11 protein-coding genes are annotated in these 14,487 nt (G+C 67.4%); 5 read left to right on the plus strand and 6 right to left on the minus strand.

Going from position 1 to position 14,487, the window contains the following annotated elements; translation table 11 throughout:
• Nucleotides 1-962 precede the first annotated feature (962 nt).
• A complete protein-coding gene (locus ACZ0AE_RS15465) occupies nt 963-2,300 on the plus strand; it encodes an OmpA family protein (RefSeq protein ID WP_463601537.1) in 1,338 nt (445 codons plus the stop codon).
• Between the two features lie 7 nt (nt 2,301-2,307).
• Here ACZ0AE_RS15465 and ACZ0AE_RS15470 read toward each other — a convergent pair whose 3' ends face one another.
• The 3 genes from ACZ0AE_RS15470 to rluD are packed head-to-tail and all read right to left on the minus strand — an operon-like array spanning nt 2,308 to nt 4,518.
• Entirely contained in the window at nt 2,308-2,739 is a 432-nt protein-coding gene (locus ACZ0AE_RS15470; protein ID WP_463601538.1) for a thiol-disulfide oxidoreductase DCC family protein, read from the minus strand.
• 4 nt (nt 2,740-2,743) lie between these two features.
• A complete protein-coding gene (gene pgeF, locus ACZ0AE_RS15475) occupies nt 2,744-3,523 on the minus strand; it encodes a peptidoglycan editing factor PgeF (protein ID WP_463601539.1) in 780 nt (259 codons plus the stop codon).
• A complete protein-coding gene (gene rluD, locus ACZ0AE_RS15480; RefSeq protein ID WP_141057511.1) occupies nt 3,523-4,518 on the minus strand; it encodes a 23S rRNA pseudouridine(1911/1915/1917) synthase RluD in 996 nt (331 codons plus the stop codon). The genes pgeF and rluD overlap by 1 nt, the downstream gene beginning before the upstream one ends.
• A gap of 116 nt (nt 4,519-4,634) precedes the next feature.
• Here rluD and ACZ0AE_RS15485 point away from each other — a divergent pair, with 116 nt between their 5' ends.
• Together ACZ0AE_RS15485 and ACZ0AE_RS15490 are read left to right on the plus strand one after the other, a co-directional pair.
• Entirely contained in the window at nt 4,635-5,519 is an 885-nt protein-coding gene (locus tag ACZ0AE_RS15485) for an outer membrane protein assembly factor BamD (RefSeq protein WP_038686647.1), read from the plus strand.
• Between the two features lie 89 nt (nt 5,520-5,608).
• Nucleotides 5,609-6,843 (plus strand): IS3 family transposase gene (locus tag ACZ0AE_RS15490; RefSeq protein WP_463601455.1). Its coding sequence is split into 2 segments (ribosomal slippage): nt 5,609-5,960 and nt 5,960-6,843, totalling 1,236 coding nucleotides; the frame shifts between segments, so codons are not numbered across the junction.
• Nucleotides 6,844-7,006: 163 nt separating this feature from the next.
• Here the strand turns inward: ACZ0AE_RS15490 and ACZ0AE_RS15495 are convergent.
• The 3 genes from ACZ0AE_RS15495 to sucC all read right to left on the minus strand — a co-directional run bounded on the left by ACZ0AE_RS15495 (nt 7,007) and on the right by sucC (nt 10,992).
• A complete protein-coding gene (locus ACZ0AE_RS15495; protein WP_463601540.1) occupies nt 7,007-8,641 on the minus strand; it encodes an NAD+ synthase in 1,635 nt (544 codons plus the stop codon).
• Between the two features lie 284 nt (nt 8,642-8,925).
• Entirely contained in the window at nt 8,926-9,801 is an 876-nt protein-coding gene (gene sucD, locus ACZ0AE_RS15500) for a succinate--CoA ligase subunit alpha (RefSeq protein ID WP_038686639.1), read from the minus strand.
• Nucleotides 9,802-9,822: 21 nt separating this feature from the next.
• A complete protein-coding gene (gene sucC, locus ACZ0AE_RS15505; protein WP_447595343.1) occupies nt 9,823-10,992 on the minus strand; it encodes an ADP-forming succinate--CoA ligase subunit beta in 1,170 nt (389 codons plus the stop codon).
• Nucleotides 10,993-11,343: 351 nt separating this feature from the next.
• Between sucC and ACZ0AE_RS15510 the strand changes: the two genes are divergently transcribed.
• Both ACZ0AE_RS15510 and ACZ0AE_RS15515 read left to right on the plus strand, forming a co-directional pair.
• Nucleotides 11,344-12,957, plus strand: a complete 1,614-nt coding sequence (locus tag ACZ0AE_RS15510) for a sensor histidine kinase (protein ID WP_448134265.1) — start codon at nt 11,344-11,346, stop codon at nt 12,955-12,957.
• An 88-nt stretch (nt 12,958-13,045) separates the two neighbouring features.
• On the plus strand, nt 13,046-14,431 hold the full coding sequence (locus ACZ0AE_RS15515) for a sigma-54-dependent transcriptional regulator (RefSeq protein ID WP_463601541.1): 1,386 nt from the start codon (nt 13,046-13,048) through the stop codon (nt 14,429-14,431).
• Nucleotides 14,432-14,487 lie beyond the last annotated feature (56 nt).

Genomic DNA, 14,487 nt, shown 5'->3' on the forward strand with positions numbered 1-14,487 from the left:
CAATGCGGGCCCCTCAGGGGTAGAGCCGACCGTTGGTCGGCTGCCCTTCCTCCCGGCGCCGCGATACCCGATGCATGCACCGCGCATTGCGCGGTGCAGCCGACCAACGGTCGGCTCTACCCGCTTGTTCGCGTCGGCTCCCGGCGCAATGTGGGTCCCTCCAGCGTAGAGCCGACCGTTGGTCGGCTGCCCTTCCTCCCGGCGCCGCGATACCCGATGCATGCACCGCGCCCCGCGCGGTGCAGCCGACCAACGCTCGGCTCTACCGGGGTGTTCGTATCGTCACCCGGCGCAATGTGATTTCTCACGGGTAGAGCCGACCGTTGGTCGGCTGCCCTCCCTCCCGGCGCCGCGATACCTGATGGATGCACCGCGCCCCGCGCGGCGCAGCCGACCAACGGTCGGCTCTACCCGCTTGCTCGCGTCGGCTCCCGGCGCAACGTGGATCCCTCCGGCGTAGAGCCGACCGTTGGTCGGCTGCCCTTCCTCCCGGCGCCGCGATACCCGATGCATGCACCGCGCCTTGCGCGGCGCAGCCGACCAACGGTCGGCTCTACCGGCTTGTTCGCCGGCCGACCATCGGCACCCACCGGATTGTTCGTGCCGGCCGGCCATCGACACCCACCAACTTATTCGTATCGGCCAACGGGCACCGCGCAACAGATGACGCTTTCCGCACGAATTGATTGCAGATGAAACAAGTCGTCCGGCGCGCGGCCATCGCCCAGCCAGATGTCGCAATCAACCCGCCTCACGACGCAATCGTCGGCGCCACAACGCCTTACGGCAATAGACCTCGTTTATCGCGATCCCGCTGCGGCATGCAGAGACGAAAGCACGCGCGAAATTTCATTTCGCATTGACGGTCCCTGACCAAAGTGACGCCCCCAAGAGCCCATCCATATCGCATGGGCCGGTTCGTGCACCGTCGCGTGCACGGTTCATTCAAGGGGATGGATTGCATGTCAGCGCTCGACCGTTTCATCAATGATGCCGCCGCACGACTGGAGCTGGGCTACCGCGCCCGCAGCGTAGTGAACGTGCTGGCCGGCTGGATCGCGTCGCACCCACTGGGCCTGGACGGCCTGGCGCAACAGTTCGAGCAGGCCGGGCTGGGCGCCCAGTTCCGTAGCTGGCAGCGACCGACCGAACCCTCCCGCCCGGTGCTGGCGAGCGAACTGGAGCACGCCGTCGGCACCCATGCGCTGGTCACGATGGCACGCCGTGCCGGCTTTCCGCCCGGCACGTTCCGGGTGATCGCCTGCGAGCTGCTGCCCGGCCTGGTCGCGCTGGCCAGCGCGTCCGGTCCTGTGCGCGCCGCTGCACTCGGTCCTGCGGGCCTGCATCGCCCACGGGGACTCACGCCCGCCCCGGCGCGCACGGTGCAGGGCCTGGCCCTGCGCGGCATGCTGTGGATGCTGGCCGGCGTCGCGCTGATCGGGTTCACCAGCTGGCTGCACCTGAAGATCCGCGCGCCACACTGGGTGGCCCCGGTCATCACCGAACAACGCGATGCGCGGCTGTCGATGCACCAGTACGGCGACCGCCTCCTGGTGCAGGGGCGCCTGCCCAGCGAGGCCGCCCGCCGCCAGGTCTGGAATGCGCTCACCGCCCTGTATGGGCGCGACAACGTGCGCGGCGGGATCGAGCTGGATCCTGCTACCCGCCCTCCACGCTGGCTGGACCGGCTCACCGCCCGCATTGCGCAGCTGGAAGGCGACGGATTGTTGCTGGACTTCAACGGCGATGCATTGCGGGTGGACACCTCGGCGATGGTCGCCGAGCAGCGCCTGGAGGTATCCCGGCTGCTCCGCCACCACTTCGCCGACCTGCAGACCACCGGGCTGTGGGGACCGGGACTGGCCGCGCTGGCCACCCTGCCTGCGCATGCCGAGGCCACCACGGTGGTAGAGGCGTTGAACCGGACCACGCTGAAGTTCCGTGCAGGCTCGGCGGCGCTGACCGGCGACAGTGCCGACACCGTGGATGCCGTGGCGGCCGCACTGACGCTGCTGCCGGCGAGCACGCGCATCGATGTGGCCGCGCACACCGACAGCACCGGCCACGCCGACGCCAGCCTGCTGCTGAGCCAACAGCGCGCCGCGGCGGTGGTGCAGGCACTGCAGGAACGCGGCGTACCGGCCTCGATGCTGGTCGCCACCGGCCTCGGGCAGCAGTACCCGGTGGCCGACAACCGCGACGATGCCGGACGCGCACGCAATCGACGGATCACCTACACGGTGCGTGCGCCGGAGCGCGACGCAGGGAACGCCGTTGCGGTGGCCTGGCAGGACCGGTGAAACCGGCTCAGTCGAGGAATCGCCCGGCCTGTCCGGGCGCCGGCAGGTAACAGCTGTCATGCCGACCGAACCAGCGGTAGCGGTTGCGCGCCAGCGCGCGGTAGGCGCGATCGCGCCAGCCCGAAGGCAACAGCCGCAGCACGGCCGTCAGCCGCCAGGCACCGCCAAGCCCGGCCAGCACCCGCAGGATCGCGTCGGTATCGGTCCAGGCCTGGCCGTTCTCCAGCAACAGGAACGACAGCGGATCGTCCGGGTCGAGCCCGTGCTGCTGCAGCAACCCACGGCCGTGGCTGCCCTGCATCGCCGCGAACCGGTAGCGCCCCTGCCGGTCGAACCGCAGCAGGAACCGAACCCAGCGGCTGCACAGCGCGCAGACCCCGTCGAACACGATCACCGCGTGGTCGGCACTGCGGTTGACGTCGGCGGGGGTGCGGTCCATGGGCTCAGCGCGCCATCCAGGCCAGGGTCGCCATGCGCCCGGTACGGCGGTCGCGCCGGTGCGAGTAGAACCGCTGCGGGTCATCGATGCTGCACAGCTGGCCGCCGCTGATCTGCGCCGGGTCGACCCCCACGCTGTGCAGGCGTCGCCGGGCCAGCGCGTACAGGTCCACCTTCCAATGCCCCGGGCGGGTGGCCACGAACGCCGCTTCGGCGCCCGCGTCGCGTTCGACGAAGGCGGCGAATACGTCCTCGCCCACCTCGTAATGGGCCGGGCCGGCGGCCGGGCCCAGCCACGCCTGCAGCTGGGCCGCCGGGGTGCGCATGGCGGCCACGGTGGCTTCCAGCATGCCGTCGGCCAGGCCGCGCCACCCGGCATGGGCCGCGCCGATCTCGCTGCCGTCGCGGGCGGCCAGCACCACCGGCAGGCAGTCGGCGGTCAGGATGGCCAGCACCACGCCGGGCACCGAGGTGACCGCCGCATCGGCGGTCGGCTCGGTCTCCACGCCCTGCGCGGTGGGCGCAGCATCGAACCGCAGCACCGTGGTGCCGTGCACCTGGCGCAGCCAGTGCGGCGCCGACGGCAGGGCCAGGCCGGCCTGCAGCAGGTCACGGTTGCGCTGCACCTGGGCCGGATCGTCGCCCTCGGCGGCGTAGCGGTTGCCCATGTTGAACTGGTCGAACGGCGGCACCGACCCACCCGCGCCGTAGCGCAGGGTGGTACCCGCCTGTACCCCGGCAGGCGCAGGCCAGTCGGCCGCCAGCAGCGGAACCGGCGTTGGCATCAGCGACGCCCGCGTTCCAGCTCGGCGAAGCGCTTGCTGTCTTCGCGCAGCGCGTGCATCAAGGCCAGCATGTCCGCCGGCGGCGGCGCGCTGTTGGTGATGGTCTCACCGGTGATGGGGTGCACGAACTCCAGCGTTTCGGCGTGCAGCGCCTGGCGCTTGAAGCCACGCAGCTGCGCAACCAGTTCATCGCTGGCACCCTTGGGCAGCTTCAGCGCGCCGCCGTACAGCTGGTCGCCGATGATCGGGTGGCGCAGGTGCGCCATGTGCACGCGGATCTGGTGGGTGCGGCCGGTTTCCAGGCGGCATTCCAGCGCGGTGTGCGCACGGAAGCGCTCGCGCAGGCGGTAATGGGTGATCGCGTCCTTGCCGTCTTCACGCACGGCCATGCGCACGCGGTCGCGCGGATGGCGGTCGATGGCCGCATCGGCGGTGCCACCGGACACCAGCGCGCCCACCACGATGGCCAGGTACTGGCGGTGCACTTCGCGCGCCGACAGCTGCTCGACCAGCGCGGTCTGCGCCTGGATCGTGCGGGCGATCACCATCACCCCGCTGGTGTCCTTGTCCAGGCGGTGCACGATGCCCGCGCGCGGCAGTACCGACAGCGAGGGGTCGCGGAACAGCAGTGCGTTGACCAGCGTGCCGGTGGGGTTGCCCGCACCGGGGTGGACCACCAGCCCGACCGGCTTGTTGATGACGAACACGTGCTCGTCCTCGTACAGCACGTCCAACGGGATGTCTTCCGGCTCGGCATGGGTCTGGGTGTCAAGCACGACATGCAGGCTGGCCACCTCGCCGCCCCGCACCGGGTCGCGCCCGCGCACGGTCTGGCCGTCCAGCAGGACGTCCCCGGACTTGATCCACTCGGTCAGCTTGGACCGGGAGAATTCAGGGAACAGCTCGGCCAGGACGGCGTCGAAGCGCCGTCCAGCGGCGGTATCGGGCACCACGGCCTGGCGGGGGGATTCGGATTCGGAAGCGTTATCGGACATGGGGAAAGCACCGCTGGGAGACAAATTTGGGGTCCCGTCGACCACTTTCAGTCGCAGGACAGGCCACTAGGCTATCATCGACCCTTCGTATTCCAGCCGCGTCCCGCCCTGACCCCATGATCCGACGCTCTTCTTTGCTGTCCGCGCCCGTCCGCACCGCCGCCCTGCTGCTGGTCCTGGCCCTCGTCGCCACTGGCTGCCACCGCGGCACCAAAGGTGACAATCCGGACGAAGGCCTGCCGGTCGAACAGATCTACGAGAAGAGCCACCGCCTGATGGAAGGCGGCAACTGGAGCGGGGCCGAAGCCAACTTCCGCCGCCTGATCGCCCAGTACCCGTATGGCCCGTACACCGAGCAGGCGATGATCGAAACCGCCTACGCCCAGTACAAGGCCGGCAAGCACGATGACGCGGTGTCCAGCGTGGACCGCTTCATCCGGACCTACCCGACCCACCGCAACATCGCCTACATGTACTACCTGCGCGGCCTGTCCAACGGTAACCGCAATACGGTGTTCCTGCGCCGGGTATGGGCGCTCGACCCGAGCCGCCGCGACCTGTCCACCCCGCACCAGGCCTACGCCGACTTCAATATCGTCGTCGACCGTTACCCCAACAGCCGTTACGCCGCCGACGCGCGCCAGCGCATGATCGAGCTGCGCGACGTGTTCGCCCAGCACGAGCTGGACAACGCCCTGTACTACCTGCGCCGCCAGGCCTGGGTATCGGCAGCGGGCCGTGCCAACTACCTGCTGGAAACCTACCCGCAGAGCGCCTTCCAGTACGACGCCGTGGCCACCCTGGGCGAGGCCTACACCCGCCTGGGCAACAAGACCCTGGCCGACGACGCCCGCCGCGTGCTGGAGCTGAACCAGCCCGAGCACCCCTGGCTGCAGGGCAACTGGCCGAAGTACCCGTGGATGGTGCGCAAGCTGAACCCCTTCGCCGGCGAGAAGTCCGCCAGCACCGGGCAGCGCAACGCCAAGATGGAACGCAAATAATAAAAAGGCCCCGAAAGGGGCCTTTTTTGTTTTGGGTGACCCGTCCTGAATTGGGTTGACACCTTTTCCCACAGGAAGAGGAATGTTCAATGGATTCAACACTCAGGCGCAGCCAGCGGGATTACTCGTTGGCCTTCAAATTGTCGGTGGTCGACCAGGTCGAGCGCGGGGAACTGACCTACAAAAAGGCCCAGGAGCGATACGGGATCCAAGGAAGGAGCACTGTGCTTGGCTGGCTTCGCCGCCATGGTCGGCAGGATTGGTCCGGTGGTGCATCATCTGCCCCCATGACCACTTCACCCAAAAGCGGGGCGGCCAAGCCGCTGACGCCGGAACAACAGATCAAGGCCTTGCAGGTACAACTGCGGGAGGCCAACGAGAAAGCGCAGCTTTTCGAAGCCATCGTCGATGTCCTCAAAGAGGACTACGGGGTACGCATCGTAAAAAAGCCTTCCGGCAAGTCCTCACGCAAGGGCGCCTCCAAGGCGTAAGCGTGGCAAGGGCTTGCCGACATTTCGGCATTAGTCGGCAGGCGTACTACAAAGCCGGCCATCGCCAACAACAGCAGCTGGTCGAGGGCGCGCGGGCGATCGCCTTGGTGGGTGGCTATCGGGCCCGTCAGCCACGCATCGGCACCCGCAAGCTCCACGGTCTGATCAGGCCGGCACTGCAGGAATCGGGGATAGCGATGGGGCGGGACCGCCTGTTTGGTGTCCTTCGTGATGCCCGGCTCCTGGTGCCCATGCGGCGGGCATATCACAAGACAACCGACAGCCATCACCGCTTCCGACGGCACCCCAACCTGCTCAAAGCTGGCGAGGGGCGCGTGGTACCCACCGGCTGCGAGCAGGTGTGGGTCGCCGACATCACCTACCTGCCGACGCAAGGAAAATTCGTCTATCTGAGCCTGATTACGGATGCTTGGTCACGCAAGATCGTCGGCTGGAGTGTGCACGACACGCTGCAGACCGAGCAGGTTGCCCAGGCGTTGCAGATGGCGCTGAAAGGACGAAAAACGCGTCAACAACTGGTCCACCACTCCGATCGAGGTATCCAATACTGCTCGGATTACTACCAGAAGATCCACGCCGCGCACGGCGTAACCTGCTCGATGACCGACGGCTACGACTGCTACCAGAATGCGTTGGCAGAACGGGTAAATGGGATCTTGAAAGGCGAATTCCTGCTGCATCGCCATCGGGACCTGGCGCAGGCACGGCAGATGGTGGCCGAGTCGGTGGCGATCTATAACGCCGAGCGGCCGCACCTGTCCCTTAAAATGCAGACGCCCGATGCAGTGCATCGGGCGTCCTTGGCCGCCTGACGGCGGCCGATTCATCCGCCACAGGTGTCAACCTATGGCAGGACGGGTCAGGGACCATGCCGACCAACGGTCTGCACCTACCCGGGACGAGCGCGCCGACCAACGGTCGGCACCTACCTGGGATGGCCGGTAGCGCCCGACCGTTGGTCGGGCCGATCGCCCGTCAGCCCTTGTACCCGTTACTGATCGGGTACCGTCGCTCGCGCCCGAACGCGCGCCGCGACACCTTCGGCCCCGGCGCAGCCTGGTGGCGCTTCCATTCGCTGGTGCGCACCAGGCGCAGCACACGGTCCACCACCTCGGCGGCATACCCGGCGGCCACGATCTCCTCGCGCGACTGCTCCTGGTCCACGTAGCGGTACAGGATGCCGTCCAGCACGTCGTAGGCTGGCAGCGAGTCCTGGTCGGTCTGGTTGTCGCGCAGTTCGGCCGAGGGCGGGCGGCTGATCACCGCCGGCGGGATCACCGGCGCCCCACCCACGGTGTTGCGCCACTTGGACAGGCCGAACACCTCGGTCTTGTACAGGTCCTTCAGCGGCGCGTAGCCACCGCACATGTCGCCGTAGATGGTGGCGTAGCCGACCGCATACTCGCTCTTGTTGCCGGTGGTCAGCAGCAGCCCGCCGAACTTGTTCGACAGCGCCATCAGGATCACCCCGCGGCTGCGCGACTGCAGGTTCTCTTCGGTCACATCGGCGGCCTGGCCCTCGAACATCGGCCCCAGCGCGGCCATCAGGCCTTCGAACACCGGCTCGATCGAAACGGCCTCCAGCTTCACGCCCAGCGCGCGGCACTGCTCGGCCGCCAGGTCGTTGGACATGCCGGCGGTATAGCGCGACGGCAGGCGCACCGCGGTGACGTTCTCCGCGCCCAGCGCATCGACCGCCATGGCCAGCACCAGGGCCGAATCGATGCCGCCGGACAGGCCCAGCCACACCTTCTTGAAGCCGTTCTTGCGGCAATAGTCCTGGATGCCGCGGGTGACCGCGCGCCAGGCCAGCGCATCCATGCTTTCATCGCCGTCGTCGATCCACTCACGCGGCATGAAGCGGCGCGTGGCGGCGTCGTAGTCCACCACCAGCCACTGGTCGGTGAAGGCGGCGGCGGCCGGGTGCACGGTGCCGTCGCCATCGGCCACGACCGAAGCGCCATCGAACACCAGCGCGTCCTGGCCGCCCACCACGTTCAGGTAGGCAATGGCCGCCCCACTCTCGCGGGTACGCTCGGCCAGCAGCGCATCGCGCTGGGCGTGCTTTCCCCGCTCGTACGGAGAGGCATTGGGCACCACCACCAGCTGCGCGCCTTCGCGCACGGTATCGGCCAGCGGCTCGGCGAACCACAGGTCTTCGCAGACCAGCACGCCCACCGGCACGCCTTTCAGCTCGAACACGCAGCTGCCGCCGTCCGGGTCCACGTCGAAGTAACGGCGTTCGTCGAACACGGCGTAATTGGGCAGCTCGCGCTTGCGGTAGGTGTGCTCGACCTTGCCATCGCGCAGCACGCTGGCGGCGTTGTACACCACCGAGCCGGTGGCCTGCGGCCAGCCGACCACGGCGGCAATGCCGTGGGTGGCCGCGGCAATGCGCTTGAGTGCCTGCTCGCAGTCGTACAGGAAGCCCGGGCGCAGCAGCAGGTCTTCCGGCGGGTAGCCGCTGATGGCCAGTTCCGGAAACACCACCAGTTCGGCGCCGTACTCATCGCGCGCCTCGGCGATCATGGCGATGATGTTGTCGGTGTTCTGCGCCACGGCGCCTACCGGGAAATCAAACTGCGCCATCGCGATGCGGATCGAAGCCATGAAGGTCCAGCCTGTAGTTGCAATGCGCTCATTGTAGTGCCGGGCTCTGCCCGGCAACCATGCATGCGCTGATCGCATGATCGGGCGGCGACCAGAACGCAGAAAGGCCGCCCGGAGGCGGCCTTTCTATTTCGGGCAGCTGACCAACGGTCAGCTCTACCAGGGCGTAGCTGACCAACGGTCAGCTCTACCAGGGCGTAGCTGACCAACGGTCAGCTCTACCAAGGCGCAGCTGACCAAGGGTCAGCTCTACCCACACGTCGGCCGCAGGTGCGGCCGGCGGTTTATTTCACCAGCTTGGCGATGGCAGCGCCCAGGTCGCCCGGCGAACGGACGGTGACAACACCGGCCGCTTCCATGGCGGCGAACTTGCCTTCTGCCGTGCCCTTGCCACCCGAGGCGATCGCACCGGCGTGGCCCATGCGCTTGCCGGCCGGAGCCGACGCACCGGCGATGAAACCGACGACCGGCTTCTTCACGTGGTTCTTGATGTACTCGGCACCGGCTTCTTCAGCGTCGCCGCCGATTTCGCCGACCATGATGATGCCCAGGGTCTGCGGATCTTCGTTGAACAGCTTCAGGCAGTCGACGAAGTTCAGGCCGTTGATCGGGTCACCGCCGATGCCGATGCAGGTGGACTGGCCCAGGCCGACTTCGGTGGTCTGCTTGACCGCTTCATAGGTCAGGGTGCCCGAGCGCGACACGATGCCGATCTTGCCCGGCATGTGGATGTGGCCCGGCATGATGCCGATCTTGCACTCGCCCGGGGTGATGACGCCGGGGCAGTTCGGACCGACCAGCACGGTGTCCGGATGGGCACGGGTCAGCACGTTCTTGACGCGCAGCATGTCCAGCACCGGAATGCCTTCGGTGATGCACACGATGACCTTGATGCCGGCAGCCGCAGCTTCCAGGATCGCGTCAGCCGCGTACGGCGGCGGCACGTAGATGACCGACGCGTTGGCGCCGGTGCTCTGCACGGCGTCGGCAACGGTGTTGAAGACCGGCAGGTCGATGTGGGTGGTGCCGCCCTTGCCGGGGGTCACGCCGCCAACAACCTGGGTGCCGTACTCGATCATCTGAGTGGCGTGGAAGGTACCCTGCTGGCCGGTGAAGCCCTGCACGATCACCTTGGTGTTCTTGTTGATCAAAACTGACATTGGATTTCCTTCGGTGTCGGATCAGGCGGCGGCTTTGACAGCAGCGACGACCTTCTTGGCACCGTCGTTGATGTTGTCGGCCGGGATGATGGCCATGCCGCTGTCACGCAGCAGCTGCTTGCCTTCTTCCACGTTGGTGCCTTCCAGGCGCACCACGACCGGCACCTTGACGCCCACTTCCTTCACGGCGGCGATGATGCCTTCGGCAATCATGTCGCAACGGACGATGCCGCCGAAGATGTTGACGAAGATGCCTTCGACCTTGTCCGAGGACAGGATCAGCTTGAACGCTTCGATGACGCGCTGCTTGTTGGCACCGCCGCCCACGTCCAGGAAGTTCGCCGGCTCGCCGCCGTTGAGCTTGATGACGTCCATGGTGGCCATGGCCAGGCCTGCGCCGTTGACCATGCAGCCGATGTTGCCGTCCATGGTGACGTAGTTGATGTCCAGCTCCGACGCGATCACTTCGGTCGGATCTTCCTGGGTCTTGTCGCGCATGGCGACCAGGGCCTTCTGACGGAACGCGGCGTTGTCGTCGCTGTCGAACTTGCCGTCCAGCGCGTACAGGTTGCCGTCGTCCAGGATGGCCAGCGGGTTGATTTCAACCAGGGCCAGGTCCTTTTCGTTGAACAGGCGGTACAGGTTCACCATGATGCTGGCGAACTGGCCGGCCTGCTTGGCGGTCAGGCCCAGCTTGAAGCCGAAATCACGGCCGTGGTAACCCTGCACGCCTTCAACGAAGTCGACGTTGAGCGAGTGGATCAGCTCGGGGGTTTCAGCGGCAACCTGCTCGATCTCCACGCCGCCTTCCGAAGAAGCGATGTAGGTGATGGTCTTGGTGCCACGGTCAACCAGCACCGACAGGTACAGTTCCTTGACGATCTCGCCGGCGGTGGTCACCAGCACCAGGTTGACCGGCAGTTCGACGCCGGCGGTCTGGTAGGTGGCCATCTTGGTGCCGAGCATCTTGGCCGCAGCGGCCTTCACGTCGTCGGTGGTCTTGCAGAACTTGACGCCGCCTGCCTTGCCGCGACCGCCAGCATGGATCTGCGCCTTGACCATCCAGGGGCCCTGGCCCAGCGACTGGGCAGCTTCGACCGCTTCGTCCGGGGTAGCGGCGACCTTGCCGGCCGGGACCGGGATGCCGTACTCGGCAAGCAGTTGTTTTGACTGGTATTCGTGGAAATTCATGCGTCACCGTGGGAATAGGAACGACCGCACGCATCTCCAAGGCTCCCTCACGGGGCACCGGCACGGACCGCGGCGGGCCCACTATTGTGGACGAGCCGGCGCGCAGGCGCAAAGACACGCGAGCCGGCGCCGGAGCCCGGGCAGTTTTCCACCTTCATTCAGACAGTTGCGGCACGCCTGCCGGGCCGCGCCCGGGTCGGAGGCGGCCCGATTGCGCGGCAACGGGCGATTGGCGGGCCCCATCCGGGGGTGGCGTGCCTATACTGATCCCTCTACGGGCCGGCCCAGGCCGTTGAAACGCCGTCGAGCCTGGCTCGGCGTTACCAGGGCAGCCAGAAGGGGAGTTCCGGCGTGTCACCCAGTGCTTCATTGATCGACCGCATCGAATCGATACCGAAGCGGGAGCTGTACTTTTTCGCGCTGTATCGCCTGCTGATCACCGCCGTGATCGCCGCGCTGCTGTTCAGCCCGCTCAATACCCTGATTGGCGAGGCCGACCACCCGCGCCTGGCGTTCTGGGTCAGCGGCATCTATCTGGGGTTGGCGCTGCTGATCCTGCTGGTGGGCAGGAGCGAGCGCTGGCTGCATCGCATCGTCGTGGCCGGCGTGGGGGTGGACATCATCGCCGCCACCCTGCTCGCCCATGCCCTGCCCGGCGCCAGCGCCGGCATCTCGATGACGCTGCTGTTCAACATCGCCGCGGCCGCCACCCTGCTGCCGCTCAGCCTGGGCATGGGCCTGGCGGTCGCCGCCAGCGTCGCCACCGCCGGCGAGTACGTCTGGAAGCTTCTGGAAGGCGGTGCCCCCACCCGCACCCTGGCCGAACTGGCGATGTTCATCACCAGCTACCTGGCCCTGGCATTCGTCAGCTACCAGGTGGGCAACCGCGCGCGCCGCAACCAGCAACTGGCCAACCAGCGCGGCGACGAAGTGGCCAACCTGTTCGAGATCAACGAGCTGATCATCCGCCGCATGCGCACCGGCGTGCTGGTGGTGGATGGCGCCAACCGCATCACCCTGGCCAACGAAGCGGCCTCCACCCTGATCGGTGACGCCGACGGCAACGGCGGCAGCGGACGGCTCGAACTGGGCAGCGCCGCACCGGACCTGAGCCGCCGCCTGCTGCGCTGGCGCAACGGCTGGACCAACGAAGAAACGCCGCTGCAGCTGTCCCCGGACCAGCCCGAAGTACAGCCGCGTTTCGCCCGCCTGCTGGCCGGCAGCGACCTCACCCTGGTCTTCCTGGACGACTCCACCGTGGTCTCGCGCCGCGCCGAATCGCTGACGCTGTCGGCGATGGGGCGCTTCTCGGCCAGCCTGGCGCACGAGATCCGCAACCCGCTGGCGGCGATCAACTACGCCGCCCAGCTGCTGGAAGAATCCACCGCCATCGGCGACACCGACCGCCGCCTGCTGCAGATCATCCACCAGCAGTGCCAGCGCACCAACGGCATCGTCGAAAGCGTGCTCGGCCTGGCCCGGCGCGAACGCGCCAACCCGGAGAACCTGGACCTGGCCGCGTTCGTGCGCCGTTTCGTGCTCGAGTACAAACAGGGCATCACCCTGGAGACGGACAGCATCGAGCCGATCATCACCGAAACCTCGGTGCACGCCCTGATCGACCCGCGCCACCTGCACCAGATCCTCACCGTGCTGGTCCACAACGCGCTCAAGTACGGCCGCATCGGCCAGGAACCGGCACGGGTGCGGCTGCGCGTGGCCCGCCAGGAGCGCGCCGCCGTCATCGACGTGATGGACCGCGGCCCGGGCATCCCAGAAACGGTGGCCAGCCAGCTGTTCCGCCCGTTCTTCACCACCTCCGAGCACGGCACCGGGCTGGGTCTGTATATCGCCCGCGAGCTGTGCAAGGCCAACCAGGCCAACCTGGAATACGTGTCGGTGCCGGCCGGTGGCGCGTGCTTCCGGCTGGTCCTGGCCGGCCCACACACGATGCTGCCGCAATGAACCGTTCACGGCAGGCGGCCCCCTCGCGGGTTGCCGCATGCGTCAAACATTTGTCGGATACAACCGCCCTCGGCTATCTTTCCCCCATATGAACGACACCCGCAGCGCCCTCGTCGTCGACGACGAACGTGACATCCGCGAACTGCTGGTACTGACCCTGGGCCGCATGGGCCTGCGCATCAGCACCGCCGCCAACCTCGCCGAAGCCCGCGAGTTGCTCGCCAGCAACCCGTACGACCTGTGCATCACCGACATGCGCCTGCCCGACGGCAACGGCATCGAGCTGGTCACCGAGATCGCCCAGCACTACCCGCGCACGCCGGTGGCGATGATCACCGCGTTCGGCAGCATGGACCTGGCCGTGGAGGCCTTGAAGGCCGGCGCCTTCGACTTCGTCAGCAAGCCGGTGGACATCTCCGTGCTGCGCGGGCTGGTCAAGCACGCGCTGGAGCTCAACAACACCGAGCGCGCCGCACCCGCCGCGCCGCCCTCGGAACAGGCCGCCCGCCTGCTGGGGGATTCGCCGGCGATGGACGTGCTGCGCACCACCATCACCAAGGTCGCGCGCAGTCAGGCCCCGGTCTACATCCTGGGCGAATCGGGCGTGGGCAAGGAACTGGTGGCCCGCACCATCCACGCACAGAGCGCGCGCTCGGCCGGCCCGTTCGTTCCGGTCAATTGCGGCGCGATTCCGTCGGAGCTGATGGAAAGCGAGTTCTTCGGGCACAAGAAGGGCAGCTTCAGCGGTGCCCACGCCGACAAGCCCGGCCTGTTCCAGGCCGCGCATGGCGGCACCCTGTTCCTGGACGAAGTGGCCGAACTGCCGCTGCAGATGCAGGTCAAGCTGCTGCGCGCCATCCAGGAAAAGTCGATCCGCCCGGTCGGTGCCGCCACCGAAGTGCCGGTGGATGTGCGCATCCTGTCGGCCACGCACAAGGATCTGGGCGAACTGGTCGAGGACGGCCGCTTCCGCCACGACCTGTATTACCGCATCAACGTGATCGAACTGCGCGTGCCGCCGCTGCGCGAGCGCCGCAGCGACCTGCCGCAACTGGCCGCCTCGATCCTGGCGCGGCTGGCCCGCACCCACGAACGCCCCACCCCGTTGCTGGCGCCGTCGGCCATCGATGCGCTGGCGCATTACCACTTCCCGGGCAACGTGCGCGAGCTGGAGAACATCCTGGAACGCGCCCTGGCCCTGGCCGAATCGGACAGCATCGGCGCCAGTGACCTGCGCCTGCCCCAGCACGCCACGCCGCGCCACGGTGCCGGCCCGGCACCAATGCACGAAGAAGCCGTGGTCGACCTGCCCGCCGGCAATGGTGCCCTGCCCTCCTACATCGAACAGATGGAGCGCACCGCCATCCAGAAGGCGCTGGAAGAGAACCGCTGGAACAAGACCCGCACCGCCGCGCAGCTCGGCATCACCTTCCGCGCGTTGCGCTACAAGCTGAAGAAGCTGGGCATGGATTGACCCCAACCCGGTAGAGCCACCCCATGGGTGGCTGCACGACGATCCGCACACATGAA

It is taken from the genome of Stenotrophomonas sp. AC248 (genome assembly GCF_979258185.1).